Raw genomic sequence first — 3,494 nt, forward strand, 5'->3', positions numbered from 1 at the left:
AACTCCTTCAGCCCGATCCCGAACAACATCATGGCCGAGCGCATACAGCGCATCATCCGCCAGATGCACGCCTCAGACGATGCCGCCGTTTCTCTGCGCGAACAGCTCGGCCAGGCCGCCGATGACCAGGAGGCGGGGCGCATCGCCTTTGGCGACCATCACCTTTCCATCGCCGTCTATGCGCCGGACCGCGACACGCTCGAGCGCGCCGCTGCCCAGATCAAACGCGTGGGCCAGGAGATCATGTCCGTCATCGTCCGCGAAAACATGGCGCTGAAAGCCACCTACTTCGCGCAATCCCCCGGCAACTTCGGTTACCGCGCCCGCAAGACGCCGATCTCCTCGATCAACTTCGCCGACTTCGCCGCACTACACGGCAGCGTCGAAGGGCGTGGCCCGGACCAATCCCCTTGGGGTCAGACCATTTCGGTCCTGCCCACGGTCGGCACCTCGGGCTATCGCTTAAATTTCCACGAGGCGGGCGGCCCGGGCAAAGAACCGACCGTTGGCCACACCCTCGTCTTGGGACGTACAGGCACGGGCAAGACGCTGACCACCGCCTTTCTCGCAGCCCAAGCGCAGCGGGTTGGCGCACGGCTCTTTTTCTTCGACAAGGATCGCGGACTTGAGATGGCTGTCCGCGCCCTTGGCGGCCGCTATAACGAAATCCGGGCAGGCGTGCCCACGGGGCTGAACCCGCTCGCCACCGAGACCGACAAACGGGGCCGTGCCTGGCTCTCGGACTGGCTTGCAACCCTTCTCACGCGCAACGGCACGCTCTCAGGCGAGCAATCCCGCCACATCCAGAGCGCCGTCGGGCAGAACGCCGATGCGGGCGCAGCGCTGCAGCGCTTCGCCAGTTTCGAGACCCTGTTCCAATCGCTCGATGACGACGGCGAGCTGCAATCCCGCGTGGCCGAATGGGCACCGGGCGGGCGCTACGGCTGGGTCTTTGACGAACCCGAACGCGGGGCGGGTCTCAAGCTCACGGGCGATATCATCGGGTTCGACATGACCGAGATCCTCGACATGACGACCGAGCGCATGGCGGTGCTCTCCTATATCTTCCGCCAGATCGAACGCGTGGTCGAGGACCGCCGCCCCACCATCATCGTGCTCGACGAGGCCTGGAAGCTTCTCGACGATCCCTACTTCGGGGCGCGGCTGGAAAACTGGCTGGTGACGCTGCGCAAGATGAACTGCGTCGTGATCATGATGACGCAGTATCCGAGCCAGTTGCGCGACAGCCGCGTCGGCAAGACCATCGTCGAGACGGTACCCACCCAGATCCTCTTCCCGAACGATCGTGCCACTGTCTCCGACTACGACTTCCTCCGCGTCAACGCCAAGGAGGCGGCCCTTCTCGTGCAGCCCACCATCGGCCAGCGCATCGCGCTCGTTCGCTCGGCGGGCGACAGCGTCTTCGTCGATGCCGATCTCTCTGCGCTCGGAGAGTTGCTGCCCATCCTTGGCGGCGGCGCCACCGGCGAAGCCCGCGTGCCTGCCGATTGGCGCGCCAATCCCGATTTCTGGAGACATGTGATATGAGTTCGCAACCCCTTCTCGCGCTTTGCGCCGCCGCGAGCCTGCTCGCCGCTTGCGAGAAATACACCGAGAAAACCTCGCCCTGCTTCGGACGCAATGGCGCGCCGCAGGTGACGCGGTCCGCGCTTTCCTTTTCGACCATGGGCACTCCGGTTCAAGAGACGGCCAAGCCTGACTGCTCCTTCGAACCCCTACCCCGTCCGGAATGAGCCGCGCCGCGATCATATCCGCCGGGCTCTGCCTTGGCCTAGGTGCCCTGCCCGCGCATGGCCAGGGCGTGCCAACACAGGACAATTCCGCGATCGGCCGTGCCATTGCGCGGACGGCGGCCCTTGCCGAAGATCTGGGCGTCCAGCAGGACAAGGATCGCACCGAGTCCACGCTGGCCGACGTCCAGGCCGACCAGCTGCGCGTCCTCGAGGAGATGACCGCGGCCATCACCGGTCCCGGCTTCGATATCCGCGCGCTCGAGGGCAATGCGGATTTCGGGGTGGCGGCGGTCTACCCGAACACCGATCCAAGCCCGATGAACAACCGCCTTTTCGGCGAAGGCCGTGAGACCGTCGAGATGATGATCGTCGAGGTCGCGGGCGAGTTCGCAAGCGCCCCCGGCGTGGCCCGTGCGGGTCTCTCGGCCACCCAGTGGCGCTGCCTCTTCCAGGCCCTGATCAAGCAGGAGAGCCGGTTCAACGTCGCGGCACAAAGCCCGGTCGGAGCCTATGGTCTGACCCAGCTCATGCCCGGCACCGCCTCCGATCTTGGAGTCGACCGCTACGATGTGAAAGACAACCTGCGCGGCGGCGCGCGTTACATCACCACGCAACTCAATCGCTTCGGCAACATCGCACATGCGCTCGCAGCCTATAACGCGGGGCCGGGCCGGGTGATCGAATACGGGGGCGTGCCGCCTTTCGCCGAAACCCAAGGCTACGTGCGCAACATCTCGAAATTCTACAACGAATACCTCGCCGTGGTCGGTGGCGCCGACGCGCTCGGGACGCTCTCTCCCTCGGACTTCGCGCTCGCCGAATATGCCAGCATCTCCGAGGCGGGCGTCTATTACGCCGCCGACAGTTCGGCAACGACCGAGCAAGTGATCAACCGCCTGCGCGCGATCATCCTGCAGATCGATGCGCAACCCAATGCCAAGGCGGCCTGGGAGCTTAACACCTACGCCAAGGCCGAGATCGGCCGCATCCTCAACCTTCGCGTCCGGCTGATGGCCGCAAACCAGCAGCGCGAGGCGGCCTATGCTCAGCACCTCGTCGCCGACCGTCTGGCCGAGCGCGACTTCATGCAGATGGGAGTTCCCGAATGAGACACCTTCTCCTGACCGCCGCGGCGGTCACAACACTCGGGCTCGCCTCGCCCGCTGCTGCCCAAGGCGTACCAACCTTCGATGGCTCGCAGCTTGGCCAGCTCGTGGCCCAGCTCGAGCACATGGCCGAGGATCTGAACGTCCAGATGCAGCAGCTCGCCACCATGCGGCTGGAACTGGAAACCCAGTTGTCGCAGCTCACCAACCTCGAGGCGCAACTGACCTCGCTGATCGAAGGCAGCGGGCTCGGTGAGCTCTTTGCAACGGTCGAAGAATTCCGCGCGCTGCGTGGTAAGCTTGTAGCCCCGCTCAACACCGCGCAGTCCTTGGCCAGCGGCGATTTCCTGAGCGGGTTCAATCCGGGCGCAGAACTCTCGGCCTCCGTCGAGCGCGTGCTGTCTGGTAGCGGGTTTACTTCGGAACGCCTGAGCACGCTTTCGGACTCCGATCAGCCTGCCGACAACCGCATCGCCACCTCGGCCGGGACCAGCGCCATGCTGTCAGTCGCCGCGCAGGAAAGCCATGAAGAGGCGGGGCAAAGCCTTGAGCGGCTGGAGACCATGGTCGGGCTCATCGACGATCAGGACGGGCTGAAGGCCGCCGTCGATCTCAACACCCGCGTCACCGCCGA

4 protein-coding genes are annotated in these 3,494 nt (G+C 65.1%); all 4 read left to right on the forward strand.

Features of this window, described 5'->3' with window-relative positions:
* A partial coding sequence (locus SM763_RS23955; protein ID WP_369000072.1) for a VirB4 family type IV secretion system protein occupies positions 1-1,548 on the forward strand: 1,548 nt, incomplete at its 5' end.
* Complete coding sequence (locus SM763_RS23960; protein WP_369000074.1) at positions 1,545-1,754, forward strand: hypothetical protein; 210 nt, start codon at positions 1,545-1,547, stop codon at positions 1,752-1,754. The genes SM763_RS23955 and SM763_RS23960, both read left to right, overlap by 4 nt.
* Entirely contained in the window at positions 1,751-2,863 is a 1,113-nt protein-coding gene (locus SM763_RS23965) for a transglycosylase SLT domain-containing protein (protein WP_369000076.1), read from the forward strand. Before SM763_RS23960 ends, SM763_RS23965 begins: the two co-directional genes overlap by 4 nt.
* Positions 2,860-3,494: type IV secretion system protein (locus SM763_RS23970; RefSeq protein ID WP_369000078.1), on the forward strand; the 635-nt coding region annotated here is incomplete at its 3' end. The genes SM763_RS23965 and SM763_RS23970, both read left to right, overlap by 4 nt.

This window comes from Pseudophaeobacter sp. C1-32P7, from assembly GCF_041008775.1.
Lineage (GTDB): Bacteria > Pseudomonadota > Alphaproteobacteria > Rhodobacterales > Rhodobacteraceae > Phycobacter > Phycobacter gallaeciensis_A.